Source organism: Paremcibacter congregatus (assembly GCF_006385135.1).
In the GTDB taxonomy this organism is placed as follows: domain Bacteria; phylum Pseudomonadota; class Alphaproteobacteria; order Sphingomonadales; family Emcibacteraceae; genus Paremcibacter; species Paremcibacter congregatus.
In genome coordinates this window covers 1,571,855-1,585,325 of sequence record NZ_CP041025.1, presented here as the reverse complement: position 1 = coordinate 1,585,325, position 13,471 = coordinate 1,571,855, and the positions used below count along the sequence as shown (strand labels likewise).

Sequence of the window (13,471 nt, the reverse complement as noted above, 5' to 3'; positions counted from 1 at the left end):
CTCAGGCAGAGGCGAGATCAGAGTCCATCTGTTTCGCCAACGCCTGACGTTCTTCTTTTAGACTTTCTGCAATCAGGAAAGCAAGCTCAAGTGACTGACTGGCGTTCAAACGAGGATCGCAGAAGGTGCGGTAGCGGTCTCCGAGTTTCTCGTCGGTGATGGCTTCCGCACCGCCTGTACATTCGGTGACATTCTGGCCGGTCATCTCGAAATGAACCCCGCCGGCGTATGTGCCTTCCCCCCGATGAACCCGGAAGAAACGGCGGATTTCGGCCAGAACCCGTTCAAACGGGCGGGTTTTGAAACCACTGGACGACTTGATGGTGTTGCCATGCATCGGATCGGAAGACCAGACCACCTGGCACCCCTCTTCCTCTATACGCCGAATGATTGGCGGCAGTTTTTTCTCCACCAAATCCGCGCCCATGCGACAAATCAATGTCACCCGTCCCGCTTCATTTTGCGGGTTGACCTTATCGAGGATGCGAATCAAGTCATCCATATCCGTAGTCGGTCCGACTTTCAGCCCCAACGGGTTGCCAACGCCGGACAGGAATTCGATATGCGCCTCATCCAGAACCCTGGTACGGTCGCCAATCCATAACATATGGCCTGACGTATCATACCAGCGCCCTGTGGTGCTGTCGATCCGGGTCAAGGCCTCTTCATACCACAGCAGAAGTGCCTCGTGAGAGGTATAGAAATCAGTTCCCGCAAGTTCACGGGTTTCCGCATCGACGCCGCAGGCCCGCATAAAGCTGAGCGCCTCATCAATACGATTGGCCAGGTCGGTATATTGTTCCGAGGCCGGATTATTGGTGACAAATTCCAGATTCCACTGGTGAACCTTATGCAGATTGGCATAGCCCCCTTGCGCGAAGGCCCGCAGCAGATTGAGTGTCGAGGCCGACTGGCTGTAGGCCCGCAACATGCGTTTTGGATCCGGTATCCGGGCTTCCGGCGTGAACTCGATACCATTAATGATATCTCCACGGTAACTCGGCAATTCGACCCCGTCCTGGGTTTCGGTCGGCCCACTACGCGGTTTGGCGAACTGTCCCGCCATACGGCCCACCTTGACCACCGGGCAGGCCGCCGCATAGGTCATTGCTACAGACATCTGCAGCAAGACACGGAAGGTGTCACGAATATTGTCTGGATGAAATTCACCAAAGCTCTCGGCACAGTCACCGCCCTGAAGCAAAAACGCCTTTCCGGCCGCCACTTGTCCCAGTTGCGTAGTCAACCGACGTGCTTCCCCGGCAAAGACCAGGGGCGGACAGGTGCCCAGTTCTTTTTCAACTGCTTTCAAGGCGTCTTGGTCGGCATATTCCGGGACCTGTCGGATTTTTTTTGATCTCCAACTATCAGGCGTCCAGGCTTTACTCATAATATCATCCAATTCTCAGTCATTTCTCAGGCTCCCGTATAAGACCCTGCATCAGACTTTACCAGAAAAAAGCGCATTAAAAAGGCATTTTCTTCCAATAAACATTGTTTCACTAAAATATTATTTCATAGGAAACCATCTTATTTCATCAAGACAAACTCTTCCGCTGATGAGGGATGCACGGCAACAGTCGCATCAAACTGGGCTTTTGTCGCCCCGCATTTCATGGCGATGGCAATACCCTGGATAATTTCCGCCGAATCAGGCCCTATCATATGTACCCCAATGACCTTATCGGTTGATTTTTGCGTGATTAACTTCATCAGGGAACGTTCCGGGCGACCACTCAGGGTAAATTTCATCGAACGATATTCGGAACGATAAACCTTGATATCATCGCCAAATTTCTTGGCAGCCTGCTCCTCGCTCAACCCCACAGTACCGATGGACGGCTGGGAAAATACCGCCGTTGGAATATTGTCATAATCAACCCGGGTCGGGGTATCATTAAACTGTGTCGCGGTCAAAGCCGCACCTTCCTTGATCGCCACCGGGGTAAGCTGTACCCGGTCCGTTACATCACCGACCGCAAAGATATTCTCGACCGAGGTCTTGAAATCCTCGTCAATGATGATGGCGCCATTCTGTTTCATCTCTACGCCAAGATCTTCCAGGCCGAGCCCTTTGACATTTGGCACCCGACCGGTGGCAAACATCACCGCATCAACTGTCAGGATAGAACCATCGGTAAGTTTCAGGTTCAGCCCGCTATCTGTCTTGATAATTTCCGTGACGTTGGTCTGTACCCGGACATCAACAGACTTCTTGCTCATTTCTTCATTGAGCTTGGTGGCGATTTCCTTGTCAAACCCGCGCAGGATTTGTTCCCCGCGATACAACAGATGGGTTTCAACCCCCATACCGTTGAAAATACCGGCGAATTCAACAGCAATATAGCCGCCACCGACAATCGCCATTTTCTGCGGCAATGTTTCAAGATGGAAAGCTTCATTCGAGCTGATGGCGTGTTCAATGCCCGGAATATCCGGCATCTGCGGCCAGCCGCCCGTGGCGATCAGAATTTTATCCGCAGTCACCGTGCGTACACCATCCGCAGACGACAGTTCAACGGTATGGGCGTCAAGCATCTTGCCTCGCGCCTGAATGATTTCCACGTCACTATTTTTCAGATTCTGGATATACAGGCCGTTAAGACGGTCGATTTCCTTATCCTTGGCCGCAATCAGGGCAGGCCAGTCAAATTTCTGTTCATCCCCGGACCAGCCAAACCCTTTGCTGTCGCTGAAGTGCGCGGAATATTCCGAGGCATAGACAAAAAGCTTTTTAGGGACACAGCCCCGGATCACACAGGTTCCGCCGACACGATAATCTTCACATAGCCCGACTTTGGCCCCGTAAGTCGCCGCCATGCGGCTCGCCCGAACACCGCCGGACCCGGCGCCAATAACAAAAAAATCGTAATCAAACATATATATATTCCCTGAGTGAACGCTGAACGAGGCTTTAATTTAGAGTGTAACTTTAATTTTTCAAGTGACCCCTATACAGATTAGTTTATAGTCTGCACGACAAATGAACAGCAAATATGAGGGGAAATCTCGTGAATAACAAAAAAGTTATCGGTTTACTTCTGGCCGGTGTCGTATTTTTCGGCGGAGCGCCCTACCTGGTGGGCGACATGGCCCGGGACACCCTTCAGCAGCAGGCGGAACAGATTTCCGAAATCCCCGGCTACGCCCTCAATATTAAGTCCTACGATCAAGGTTGGTTCACTTCCCATGCTGTTATCACATACGGCTTTGATCAACATACACTCAACATCATGCAAAAGGACACCGCGGATAAATCGCCCGAAGATGACGCGCTGCTGAGCCTACTGAAAGAAGGCCTGACATTTGACATTGATATCGCCCACGGGCCGGTCACGTTTCAAAACGGCATAAATTTTGCCCTGATGACCCTGGAAGGGAAATTGCAGGATATCAATCATGAAGCCTATAAAATCTTCAAGCAAAAAGCCCAAATCAACAGCCTGATGCAACTGGCGGCAAAGGTTTCCTATGGCGGCAGCACCACCATTGAGATGAACAGTCCGGCATTCAAGACGGATTATTCCGACATCGCCGGCCAGAGATTGATCATCGCCTATGATGGCATGAAAGCAAGTGCCACCATCAACGCAGCCATGGATAAATACGACGCTCACGTTACACTGAACAAGATGAATCTGGAAAACGATAAGGTCAAAGTGGCAATGGGACTGATCCAGGCCGACGTTAGCGGAGACAAGCTCAATGATCATTTGTGGCTCGGCAAAGGAACCACGACCTTCACCGAGATGATGATTAAGATGCCCACGGGCAATCTGCAGCTCAAAAACCTGTATAGTGAATATGATCTCGCCAAGGAGAGCGAAAAGGCCCTCACCCTGAAAGCATTACTCTCCTCGAAAGAATTCAGCATCCCACAATTGTCGTTGAAAGACGTCACGCTGGATATCGAAGCCAACCACCTTGATCTGGCGGCCGTAACCGATTATGTCAAATCCATTCAGGCGCTTTATAAGAATGAAGACGGCAGCACCCCGACAGAGCAGGAGATTGCCGTCAAGACACAGCGTATCGCGACCCGGGTTGGGGAGCAGCTGATCAAAGGCTCACCGGAAATCATCATCAAAAAGCTTGATTTCAGCATGGGGAATGGCCGCCTTCAAGGCACTTCGAAACTGAACATCAATGGTGAGAACCTGCAGAATATTCAGGTTCTGTCCGATCCCGTGGCGTTGAACAAACGCCTGATCAACACCACCGACATTACGTTTGATAAGCCACTGGCCACCGCCATCATGGAACTGACCATGAAACAGCAAATGGCGGCGGCCGGCATGGATTTATCCGCCCTGCCCCCGGAACAGCTGTCCCAGACCGTCAAGGTCCAGACCTCCATGATGTTGCAACAAATGGTCAGTCAGGGGTATTTCACTCAGAACGGCGACACATTTACCAGCCATTTCGAGATGAAAGACGGCAAACGCCTGATCAATGGCAAGCAACTGGCCTTACCGGGCATGTAAGGCGTTCTTTCAGTATCCAGCAAAAGGCGTCCTGAATTTCAGGGCGCCTTTTTTAACTGCGCCATTTCCCCAGACGTAACATTTTTTACATCATCCCGTCACAATTCTCTTCCATGCTGAGAAATAAATTTATGAGGAAAATATCATGCGTTTTTGCGGTACCCCCGTTCTTCTCGGCAGCCTGATTCTTGCCATTACATCTCCCGTGTTTGCCAAAGACCTTACCGTCCGGCATCTCGCCAGCTATGAAACCGGCCTCTTTAACAAAAGCGCCGCCGAGATCGTCAGCTATCAGGCGTCAACTGACCTTATTTATGTGGTCAATGGCGCGGCGCCTTCCATCGACGTCCTTCGGTTCACCGGCAAAGACATCGCGCTGATCACAAAGCTGAACCTTAGCGCGAATGAAATCCCGACCAGTGTCGCGGCGCACGGCGATTATGTCGCCGTCGCCGTACATGACGCAAGCCGGGATGATCGGCAGGGCAAGATCGTTATCTTCGGCAAAAACCAAACACGCCTGACAGAGGTCAAGGCAGGTTTCCTTCCGGATATGGTGACTTTCTCTCCCGATAACGCCTATATCATCGCCGCCAATGAGGGCGAACGCAATTTTCATAAAAGCGACGCGGGCGCAATAGATCCCGTGGGTTCTATAACCCTGATCAACGTCGGCGAAAACTTTTCCACCCGACAGATCACATTCGATCAGTTTTCGGCAGACATCATGCGAGGCAAAGGCGTGCGCCTCTCTCCCGGAAAAACCCCGGCGCAGGATTTTGAACCGGAATATATCACCGCGTCCAAAGACAGCCGGACCGCCTGGATCAGCCTGCAGGAAAATAACGCCATCGCCGTGCTCGACATCGCGTCGGCCACCATAACCAACATTCTGCCGCTGGGTCTGAAGGATCACAGCGTTCCCGGCCAAGGGCTGGACCCGGATGACAAGGACGGCGTCCATATCGGCTTGCATCCGGTGATGGGCATGTATATGCCGGACACCATCACCACGATGGTGCGGGGTGGCAAGACTTATCTCCTCACCGCCAATGAAGGCGATTCCCGCGACGAAGAGGTTAAAGCCAAGAAAGTCAAATTCGATAACAAGGCGCTGAGTAAAGCCCAGATCAAGGCCCTCGGCAAATTGCGGTTGTCCGCCACTGACGGTGATACAGACGGTGACGGCGATATTGATGTGCCCCACAGTTACGGCGCGCGATCTTTCTCAATCTTTGACGATACGGGACGTCTGGTATTTGACAGTGGGGATGACTTCGAACGCATTACCGCCGCTGAACTCGGTGTTTATTTCAACAGCGATAATGACGAAGAAGACAGTGGCGATGGGCGAAGTGACAACAAGGGACCGGAGCCGGAAGTTATCATTACCACGGAAATTGACGGTCTTACCTACGCCTTTATCGGGCTGGAACGGGTCGGTGGTATTATGATCTACGACGTCACGACGCCAGCCAAAGCCCGGTTTGATCAATATGTCATCACCCGCAACTTCGGTCATAACCGGGGAATCGCCAAGAACAACGGCGACAAAACGTCAGACTTTCTTGGTCCGGAAGGCTTTGCCCTCATTCCCGCAGAACAGAGCCCGACCGGCAAGACCTTGTTGCTCGTCGCCTATGAAGTGTCGGGCAATGTCGAGGTGCTGGAGATTTCAAAGTAACCAGACCTGATGCGAGAAAGCCTGCAGGAAAATCCTGCAGGCTTTCTTTTCCTGTCGATGGTATACGTTTATTCCACCGTCACGGATTTCGCCAGATTACGCGGTTGATCCACATCGGTGCCCTTGGCGACAGCGACATAATAGGCCAGCAGCTGCACCGGAATTGAGTAAAGGATCGGGGTGACAAACTCGTCCAGCATCGGTAAAGCAATCGTCGCCACCGCGTCCTGGCCGTCACTGGCGGCACCTTTTTCATCGGTGATGAAGATCACCTGCCCCTTGCGGGCGATGACCTCCTGCATGTTGGAAACGGTCTTTTCATAGAGCCGCCCGCTCGGTGCGATCACGATGATCGGGACATCTTCATCAATCAGGGCAATTGGCCCATGTTTCATTTCCCCGGCCGCGTAGCCTTCCGCATGGATATAGGAAATTTCCTTCAGCTTCAGCGCGCCTTCCATGGCGATGGGATATTCAAGGCCACGGGCAAGGTAGATCACGTCACGCGCCTTCGCCACATCGTCGGCCAGGGTCTTGATCGCTTCTTCATGATTAAGAACATCGGCCATCCGCGCTGGCGCCTCGGTCAGTGCGATACAAAGACGGGCCTCTTCCTTGTCGTCAATCTTGCCCCGTGCCTTGGCGATGGCAATGGACAGACAGGCAAGGACAGATAGCTGGCAGGTAAAGGCTTTTGTCGAGGCAACCCCCACTTCCGGACCGGCATGGGTATGCAAGACCACATCGGATTCCCGCTCCATAGAGCTTTGCGGGACATTGAGGATGCTGAGAATATGCTGGCCCTGTGATTTGGCATAGCGCAAGGCAGCCAACGTATCGGCCGTTTCGCCCGACTGGGAGATAAAGACCGCCAGTCCGCCTTCCGGCATGACCGCTTCCCGGTAACGGAATTCAGAGGCCACATCAACTTCCACATTGATCCGCGCCATCTGCTCCAGCCAGTATTTCGCCACCTGGCCCGCATAATAAGACGTGCCGCAGGCTATGATGGTAACGCGATCAACCTTCGCCAGGTCAAACGGCATATCCGGCAAGGTCACATGTCCCTGAATCGGGTCAATCATGGTACCAAGCGTCTGTCCCACCACAGCAGGTTGCTCGTGAATTTCCTTCATCATGAAATGGCGGTGATTGCCTTTGTCAATCATACCGCTGGCGGCAGAAACAATATTCATTGGCCGGATAATTTCCCGGTCATCCACGTCGAATATGCGCGCGGTATCATGGGTAAGTTCGACCCGGTCGCCTTCGTCAAGATACGTAATTTTCGTTGTCAATTGCGCCAGAGCAATGGCGTCGGAGCCAAGATACATCTCGCCATCGCCATGGCCCATGACCAGTGGCGTACCTTTGCGGGCCCCGATCATCAAACCATTGTCGCCTTCAAAGATAATTGCGAGAGAGAAAGCCCCGCGCAGCCGTTTGATCGCCGCGGCCGCAGCCCCTCGGGCGTCCAGTCCTTCCCCGATAAAATCCGTGATCAGATGAACGATAACTTCTGTATCGGTTTCCGTCTCCATGACATGACCTTTGGCGGTCAGTTCCTGACGCAGGTCACGGAAGTTCTCAATGATGCCATTATGTACCACGGCAACCTTTTCGGTTGTATGAGGATGCGCATTGCCGACAGTCGGCGCCCCGTGCGTCGCCCAACGGGTATGCCCGATGCCGGTTTTTCCCGGCAATGCATTCTCGCGTAGGACATTTTCCAGATTGATCAACTTGCCTTCGGCCCGACGACGATCAAGGGTCTTGCCATCCACCAGTGTGGCGATGCCGGCCGAATCATAGCCCCGATATTCCAGACGACGCAAGCCATCCAAAATCCGGTGTGTCACATCTTCTTTTCCAACGATTCCGATAATACCGCACATAAATCTCTGCCCTTATTTCTTTGTTTGTTTGCTGCGGAATTTGGCGGCCCAGCCACCAATTTCTTTCTGGTTCGCACGGGTCACCGCCAGAGCGTCACTTTCGACCTCTCGTGTTACGACACTACCCGCCCCGACAATAGCTCCGTCGCCAATCTTGACCGGCGCCACCAGCGCCGTATTGGACCCGATGAAAGCCCCCTTGCCAATCTCGGTCAGCGCTTTGTTATAACCGTCATAATTACAGGTGATCGTACCCGCCCCAATATTGGCATGGGCCCCGATAACCGCATCACCGATATAACTCAGATGACTGACCTTCGCGCCTTCCCCGATAACCGATTTCTTCACTTCGACGAAATTGCCAATCTTGGCGTTCCGTCCCACGTCGGCCTTGGGACGCAACCGGGCATATGGCCCGACTGTCGCGCCAGTCCGCACAATAGCGCCTTCAAAATGCGAAAAACCTTTCACCGTAACATCATCTTCAATCACCACACCCGGTCCAAAAAAGACATTCGGCTCGATCACCACATCACGACCAATCACGGTGTCATAGCTAAAATGCACCGTTTCAGGCGCCAGAAGCGTCACACCGGCCGCCATGAAGGAATGACGGCAAGCCTGCTGGAAAGCAGCCTCGGCCTCGGCCAGTTCACTACGGGAATTAATACCAATCACCTCTGCCTCATCGGCGACAGATACCGCACACTCATAGCCTTTGCTTTTGGCGATGCCGACAATATCGGTCAGATAAAACTCACCTGCTGCATTGTTGTCATCCAGTTGATCAAGCAGGTCAAACATCACCGCCCCGTTCACCGCCATGATGCCGGAATTACACAAGCCGATTTCACGTTGCGCCGATGTTGCGTCCTTATGCTCAACAATGGCTTCGAGAATACCCTGATCGTTAACCACCAGACGGCCGTAGGCCTTTGTGTCCTTTGGTTCAAACCCGAGCACAACAACCGCCGGATCATTAGCCCCGCGCCTCACCCGGATCAGATTTTCCAGGGTTTCTGCAGACAGAAGCGGCACATCCCCGTACAGGATCAAAACATCGCCTTCGAAACCGCGCAACTGATCGCCTGTTACCTGCACCGCATGCCCGGTGCCAAGTTGAGGTTCCTGCGTGATGGTTTCAGCCTGATCGCCCACGGATTGCTGTACTTGTTCCTTGCCGGCCCCGACCACGATAACCTTGCGACTGGGGTGCAATTGTTCCAGCGTATCCAACAGATGATGCAACATGGGACGACCGCCCAAAGGATGTAATACTTTATGGAGATTTGATTTCATACGGGTCCCCTTGCCCGCCGCGAGAATAACAACCGCTAAATCTTGCTGTGATATCATATTTTTTCTTTTTCGCTTTTGAACTTGCTTTATAACACTAAGTAGCCATTTTTCAGCCACCGTGCCACAAGAATGCTAATATTTTATAACCGATTTATATTTTTTTACCCGTGTATTACGAAAGCGTGACTATGACGCCCCATCATGACAACTTTATGACTAAAAAACCTTCGGCGATAATATTTGATCTTGATGGAACTCTGGTCGACAGCGCCCGGGATTTAAGCCGGGCTCTCAACCATGTTCTCCAGCAAAATGGCCGCTCTGGAATAGACATCTCACAGGTCCGGAACATGGTGGGTGACGGTGCCCGCGCCTTGATCGTCAAGGGGTTTACTGAAACCGGAACTCTGCCATCCGACGCAGAAATAGACGCTATTCAGACAATTTTCCTCGACTATTATTATGACACCATGACTGCAGAGGATATCCTTTTTCCCGGCGCCGCCGATGTGGTTAAAAAACTGGCCGCTCAGAAAATACCGCTCGGGCTATGCACCAACAAGGCTCTGCGCCTGACAGAAAAGCTGATGGAAGAAATTGGGCTCGCATCATATTTCTCGGTCCTGATCGCGGGCGACAGTTTCGATTTCCGCAAGCCCGACCCCCGACACCTTACCGCGACTTTGGACCGCATGAACTGCAGTTCACAAAACGCCATTATGGTGGGCGATTCGGCGAGTGATATCATCGCGGCCCAAAAAGCCGCCATCCCGGTGATCGGCGTATCTTTCGGTTATACCAAGACCCCTATCGCAGAGCTGAACCCGGATATTATTATTGATCATTATGATGAATTCTTTGACGCCCTCGACACCCTGATTAAGACTTAGGCCCGTTTTAAACGACGTAGTGATTTCCGCGTCAGGTGACTAAATAACATCATCGGCGGCATCCGCAGCCAATGCGACCGCAAATAAAGACCATTGGTGGCAAGATAATCAAGCACCCGCGAGCGTCCTTCACCATATGGCACCATGCTGTTTATCACGGCCATATCCATCATTTTCAGGGTCAAAGGACCCGGCCCCGCCACAGCCGATATCGCCAGAACTTCCTGTGGAATAGAGGTGCCGAAAAAATGCTGACAATACCGCAGGCAGTAAAATACCGGACGCCTCAAACCGAGCTGTTCGGCCCTGTCCATGAAATCCGCCCAGAAACCAGAGCTCTGGCCAAATTCCGTTATCATCTCATGCTGTTCCAGAAGGTTGCGCAGACTGCCTTTGAGCGTGCCATCAACGAATTGATGAACAATGGAGTGCAGCAGCATATCCGCTGGCGCAAGAACGAAGATATTGTCTTCCTGTGGCACCGCGGCCTCAATCATTAAATCAATTTGCGGGGACAATTTATTGGTAAGTTGCAGAATATTGTGATGGACATCCACTTCCACCATGCGGTCAGGGTGGGTCAAGGGAGGTAATTCATGAGCCCAGTCGCGATAATAGTGCTGATCATATTCATTAAGTATCTGGCTCTCGTAACCGGCCTTTAGCAGATAATCCTCTACCAGATCGATATTTTTACGGGCCACAAGAATATCAATATCAACACTATGACGTCCCTGGGCACAGGTCAGACCACCGGCGATATAGCCCCCGCCCTTGACCAGAATGACTTTGCCATCAAACCCGACCAAGGCGCGCCGAATGCGGTTTACTTCCCACATGATTTTACGTTGCTGGGCCGCAACAGACACCCGCGCATTGGTAAGAACTTGTTGCGCTTTAGGTGGTAACTCATCCCATATGCCAGAAGCCTCGGCATCACAAGCCAATCGTCCACTTAATTTCAGCAACTGCCCCTGCAGCAGCAACGCATTCCATTGCCCCACATCCAGGTCCCGCATCATTGTCGGGTTTTTCAGGGCCTCCAGAACAAGACTATGCTTTTTTTGCTGCGTCATGCCAGATCATCCACGATCTGATTGACCAAGACGATGGCCTCTTCAAGAGTGCTATAGGTGATTTCATAGGATTGACACTCCGCCGATAGTTGACTGAGGGCCGCAAAGGCTGCTTCTCCGATATCGCCGTAATTGGCGGAAGAACGCACCAGACGGAAAAACGCCATTGTCTGGGTCAACCGGCGGCAAGATGGCGTTGCATTCGGGTCAAATATCGGATGAATGACAAGACGTGGCCGGGCAGGCTCATCCATACGCTTCAGGCTATCGACCGGAGGACGCAGATAACAAATTGTACCTTTTGGGGTTTTTCGATATTCCGGGCTGAAACATGTCTCATCCTTGACCCAGGCTTTCATCACGGCAATGGATTCATTTTTCAGGGATACAGGCCGGGGATAAGGGTAAAGCATCCCCGATGCCGGATCCAGCATGCCGAATTCATCCGAGAAAAACCGCCATCCGTCATAAGAAAGTCCTGCCGACAGCGTGCTTTTTCCGCTACCGGATATTGCCGGAATGATCAATCCAATGCCATCGCGCTCGACAACCCCCGCATGGAACAATATATGTGTTTTACAGCCAAAAGCCACCTGCCAGTTCATGCCCATCTCAACGGACAACAGACCCATGGATTCAGGAAGAGGCACAAAATCGTCATTCATCAGCGTATTGATGGTTGCCTGAGGACGGATGTAGCGGCGAAATAAATTGCGTGCATATACCGTCAGGCGATGATCAATGATTTCGGGTTCGGTCGGGAAGCAGTAATCCTGATAAATCTTCAGAAACTGCTGCCGTATGGAAGGGAAACCAATGGCAACCCGTGTGCTGATGGGGCCAATACGCAGCACGGCACCCGTCCCGGCCAATTGTTGATCCAGAGAATGTAACTCACTAGCGCTCTTCTTTGTCGGACTCCCCATGTTATGGCTTGCCTTCCTCCTGAAGAACAGTCGGCTCGATCAATCCCATTTTGTCAAACGCGACAAGTGTCGTCAGAACCTGTTCCTTTAAATCTGCTTCGAGTGATATTTCGAGAATGTGCTCCAGTTCCTTAAACAATCCTGCTAAATCCCGCGGCTCATCTTCAATGAGCGCCAGAATTTCGCGGGCAAAGTCGTTAAGAACCTGGGAATGGCCGGACCGGGCGTCATAAATCACATGAGCGTCATCCATAGAACGCCATAGAAAATCGGCTGTATCCGGAATTTTGAATACAGCCGTTCTATAAATAGTATTTTCTTCAGACAAGAGACTTGAAACAGTCAAAGCTTCAATACCCCGGAAAATTACAGATTAATTACCACCACTCGCGATGGTGATGGAATTATAACAGGAATGGCCAGGGCTATCCTGTAAAGAAATATAATCCCAATGCGTTTCAGGAACAGCCGGGTTGGATGGATTTGGCCGACCGGTTGTGGCTTGCATAGGAAATTCAGAAAATTCCTGTTTACCCACTTCTGTAAACTGACCTGGGCTCGTTTCTTCGAATTGAGGAATTATCAGCTGGCCTTCCATTTTTTCCACACATGTTGCAGAAACCACCTGGGCCATTGCATTACCCCCATGCAAGGTAACGGCTAAAGGCGCGATTGCCGCACCGGCTTTCAAAATCCGTCTGCGTTTGAGACGCTCTTCATCACTTTTGTTGATTACGTCGTCTTTATTCACATCTGTCATGACTTATTGCCTGCCTAATAATTTTAAACATATAATCCAATATAACGCGCCTTCGCCGCAAACACCATATTTTTCTCCGGCGCACGTCTCTCTACAACAGTATATATGCAATATTCAGGCCAAAGATTAAAACATTTCAAATCAATCACTTACAAAATCACCCCTTCCGGAACTGTAAAATATCCTGACACTTTTCCCCATTTTGATACAATAATTTTACACATTTCAGTTCTTCCTGGTCACAGATCACCCTGACACAACCTCCAGCATGTCGATATTCAGCCGCGCCCTTGTTTTCAGGCCTCTATAAATTTATGTCATATCATACACTTAACGCCGGGCTCTATTTCACACAAAAAGTGTAAAATTGGTCATTAAAGTGTCAGTATTCTTTACAGTATTTTAGCCCCATTTATCTTTAGAAATACGACAAAATAACCTTAAGTATCTGTTCCAA

11 protein-coding genes are annotated in these 13,471 nt (G+C 51.3%); 3 read left to right on the top strand and 8 right to left on the bottom strand.

Annotated features, from left to right (window positions below):
- Window position 1: 1 nt before the first annotated feature.
- Together FIV45_RS07015 and gor are read right to left on the bottom strand one after the other, a co-directional pair.
- A complete protein-coding gene (locus FIV45_RS07015; RefSeq protein ID WP_099471659.1) occupies window positions 2-1,390 on the bottom strand; it encodes a class II 3-deoxy-7-phosphoheptulonate synthase in 1,389 nt (462 codons plus the stop codon).
- A 140-nt stretch (window positions 1,391-1,530) separates the two neighbouring features.
- Complete coding sequence (gor, locus tag FIV45_RS07010) at window positions 1,531-2,880, bottom strand: glutathione-disulfide reductase (RefSeq protein WP_099471658.1); 1,350 nt, start codon at window positions 2,878-2,880, stop codon at window positions 1,531-1,533.
- A 131-nt stretch (window positions 2,881-3,011) separates the two neighbouring features.
- On the opposite strand from gor, the gene FIV45_RS07005 reads away from it, so the two are divergent.
- A complete protein-coding gene (locus FIV45_RS07005; RefSeq protein WP_165776936.1) occupies window positions 3,012-4,484 on the top strand; it encodes a DUF945 family protein in 1,473 nt (490 codons plus the stop codon).
- A gap of 145 nt (window positions 4,485-4,629) precedes the next feature.
- Entirely contained in the window at window positions 4,630-6,168 is a 1,539-nt protein-coding gene (locus FIV45_RS07000; protein ID WP_099471656.1) for a choice-of-anchor I family protein, read from the top strand.
- A 68-nt stretch (window positions 6,169-6,236) separates the two neighbouring features.
- On the opposite strand, the gene glmS is transcribed toward FIV45_RS07000, so the two are convergent.
- Together glmS and glmU are read right to left on the bottom strand one after the other, a co-directional pair.
- Window positions 6,237-8,063, bottom strand: a complete 1,827-nt coding sequence (gene glmS, locus FIV45_RS06995; protein ID WP_099471655.1) for a glutamine--fructose-6-phosphate transaminase (isomerizing) — start codon at window positions 8,061-8,063, stop codon at window positions 6,237-6,239.
- Between the two features lie 12 nt (window positions 8,064-8,075).
- Window positions 8,076-9,416 (bottom strand): bifunctional UDP-N-acetylglucosamine diphosphorylase/glucosamine-1-phosphate N-acetyltransferase GlmU, encoded by a 1,341-nt coding sequence (glmU, locus tag FIV45_RS06990; RefSeq protein WP_099471930.1) that lies wholly within the window; start codon window positions 9,414-9,416, stop codon window positions 8,076-8,078.
- Between the two features lie 158 nt (window positions 9,417-9,574).
- Between glmU and FIV45_RS06985 the strand changes: the two genes are divergently transcribed.
- The gene (locus FIV45_RS06985) at window positions 9,575-10,252 is read left to right on the top strand and encodes an HAD family hydrolase (RefSeq protein ID WP_165776935.1); all 678 of its coding nucleotides are present in this window, start codon (window positions 9,575-9,577) and stop codon (window positions 10,250-10,252) included.
- Here FIV45_RS06985 and FIV45_RS06980 read toward each other — a convergent pair.
- The 4 genes from FIV45_RS06980 to FIV45_RS06965 all read right to left on the bottom strand — a co-directional run bounded on the left by FIV45_RS06980 (window position 10,249) and on the right by FIV45_RS06965 (window position 13,014).
- Window positions 10,249-11,328, bottom strand: a complete 1,080-nt coding sequence (locus tag FIV45_RS06980) for a nucleotidyltransferase domain-containing protein (RefSeq protein ID WP_099471653.1) — start codon at window positions 11,326-11,328, stop codon at window positions 10,249-10,251. The two genes, FIV45_RS06985 and FIV45_RS06980, sit on opposite strands and share 4 nt — an antisense overlap.
- Complete coding sequence (locus FIV45_RS06975; protein WP_099471652.1) at window positions 11,325-12,254, bottom strand: HprK-related kinase A; 930 nt, start codon at window positions 12,252-12,254, stop codon at window positions 11,325-11,327. The genes FIV45_RS06980 and FIV45_RS06975 overlap by 4 nt, the downstream gene beginning before the upstream one ends.
- 1 nt (window position 12,255) lies before the next feature.
- On the bottom strand, window positions 12,256-12,507 hold the full coding sequence (locus FIV45_RS06970) for an HPr-rel-A system PqqD family peptide chaperone (protein ID WP_099471651.1): 252 nt from the start codon (window positions 12,505-12,507) through the stop codon (window positions 12,256-12,258).
- A 120-nt stretch (window positions 12,508-12,627) separates the two neighbouring features.
- Complete coding sequence (locus FIV45_RS06965) at window positions 12,628-13,014, bottom strand: hypothetical protein (RefSeq protein WP_099471650.1); 387 nt, start codon at window positions 13,012-13,014, stop codon at window positions 12,628-12,630.
- Between the last annotated feature and the right edge of the window lie 457 nt (window positions 13,015-13,471).

Bases quoted from the DNA above. Each gene is read 5' to 3' on its own strand.
- FIV45_RS07015 (WP_099471659.1), bottom strand. From the start codon at position 1,390: ATGAGTAAAGCCTGGACGCCTGATAGTTGGAGATCAAAAAAAATCCGA.
- gor (WP_099471658.1), bottom strand. From the start codon at position 2,880: ATGTTTGATTACGATTTTTTTGTTATTGGCGCCGGGTCCGGCGGTGTT.
- FIV45_RS07000 (WP_099471656.1), top strand. From the start codon at position 4,630: ATGCGTTTTTGCGGTACCCCCGTTCTTCTCGGCAGCCTGATTCTTGCC.
- glmS (WP_099471655.1), bottom strand. From the start codon at position 8,063: ATGTGCGGTATTATCGGAATCGTTGGAAAAGAAGATGTGACACACCGG.
- FIV45_RS06985 (WP_165776935.1), top strand. From the start codon at position 9,575: ATGACTAAAAAACCTTCGGCGATAATATTTGATCTTGATGGAACTCTG.
- FIV45_RS06980 (WP_099471653.1), bottom strand. From the start codon at position 11,328: ATGACGCAGCAAAAAAAGCATAGTCTTGTTCTGGAGGCCCTGAAAAAC.
- FIV45_RS06975 (WP_099471652.1), bottom strand. From the start codon at position 12,254: ATGGGGAGTCCGACAAAGAAGAGCGCTAGTGAGTTACATTCTCTGGAT.
- FIV45_RS06970 (WP_099471651.1), bottom strand. From the start codon at position 12,507: ATGGATGACGCTCATGTGATTTATGACGCCCGGTCCGGCCATTCCCAG.
- FIV45_RS06965 (WP_099471650.1), bottom strand. From the start codon at position 13,014: ATGACAGATGTGAATAAAGACGACGTAATCAACAAAAGTGATGAAGAG.